The sequence below is a fragment of the Pseudoalteromonas sp. G5_S1_14_S5 genome (assembly GCF_054968605.1).
The window spans coordinates 1-1,575 of the sequence record NZ_JBQKUM010000172.1; the positions used below are offsets into that span (position 1 = coordinate 1).

Here is a 1,575-nt window from a genome sequence, read left to right on the forward strand (position 1 = left end):
CAAAAGTGGATCAAGTGCTGGGTGTCACACTTTTTCTGTCAATAGGGGCTTGGTGAACACTTACTGGCACGGTTTGGGTGTTATCCGCCGCAAAGGTTGCAATACGATTGTGGCTGTCGACCACGGTTTGAACACTGGCCGTCGAGCTGAGTGATTGACTATCCACTTGTCCGTTTATATCTAACAAGTTGCTTGCCGTGACACCTGTTACACCAATATTGGTGAAGTCCGTTTCGGACGGCGCCGTTTGCGTATCATAAGCCTCGATAAGAGTGAAACTGCTGACGACCGTTTGAATGGTTGCGGTGGCGGTTAAGGTTTGCGCATTCACCTGTGCATTCACGTCAGTCAAATTACTTGCCGTTACGCCGGTCACGCCAATATTGGTGAAATCCGCTTCACCTGGGGCTGGCTGTGTATTATCCGCCGCATAGGTTTGGACCACATTGAAGCTGTCGACCAAGGTTTGCACGCTTGCCATTGGCGTCAGTGATTGACTGTCGACTTGTCCATTCACATCACTGAGGTTTGTCGCGCTAACACCTGAAATGCCCGCTGTCACATAGTCGGTTAAGGTTGGTGACGGTTGCGTGTTGTCTAAGGCATAGACTTGGATAACATTGATGCCATCAACCATAGGCTGAACATCGAACATATCGGTATGAGCGAGCAATTGCAGCTGGGCATTTACATCGGAAAGATTGCTTGTGGTGATGTCTGCGATGCTCGCATCCGCAAAATGTTGCTCTGTGGGTTCAGTCGTGGCACCCGCAGCCCAAGCGAGAATGACATTGACCGCATCCACTTTGGCTTGCAGCCTATCCATACTTGGCAGTGCATACGGATCGTAAGCGAGCACATAAGCCGCACCAGAATCGCTTAAACTGGTATCGCTATTATTAAACGGTGATCCAATTGAACTTTCATCACTCTCATCAAACAGCGCATCGCCGTCACTATCAATAACAATGCCTTGATAATTAATATCATCGAAGGCTGCACCGACAATGACTTCCCTACCATTGAAAGCAATAGTTTTATTAACGCCTAGCCTATCCACCCTTGATGAAGGCGAAGTAAAGACGCGTTTCGTACCTTGCCAATTACTACTGTTGCTGTCTGATAGCTCATAGGCATAGAACACTTCTAAGTTGTATCCCGAAGTAACTAAGTGTTGACCATCAGATGACAGCACAACATCTATACCAAATTGTTCATTTGAACCGGATAATTGTCGGCGAATAATGGCGGACTCAGCCCAGGTGTCATTAAGCCAATCAAAAATATAAACGGCACCTGTTTGAGTCAACTCGTTATTTGCGCCGCCATCTCTCGTTGAGCCAACCGCGAGTCGTGTGCCTTCTGAATTTAAACTGACGCTAAAGCCAAATCTATCGTCAGCATCTGGTGCGCTAGCGAAAATTTCATCGGTTAGCGTCCACACGGTACCATTTGAACGATAAACCAATACGCGCCCTGTTTTAGGATTCGTTGCGCCTCCAATCCCATAAGCACCGACAGCCACAACCTGACCGTTTTCTGATGCCGAAATACCTAGCCCATAACCATTATTAA

Annotated in this window: 1 protein-coding gene; it reads right to left on the reverse strand. The window is 47.6% G+C overall.

From position 1 onward, the window contains the following. Nucleotides 1-10: 10 nt before the first annotated feature. Nucleotides 11-1,575, reverse strand: a 1,565-nt coding sequence (locus ACTRWI_RS22390) for an FG-GAP repeat protein (RefSeq protein WP_499133895.1), incomplete at its 5' end; no start/stop codon positions are given.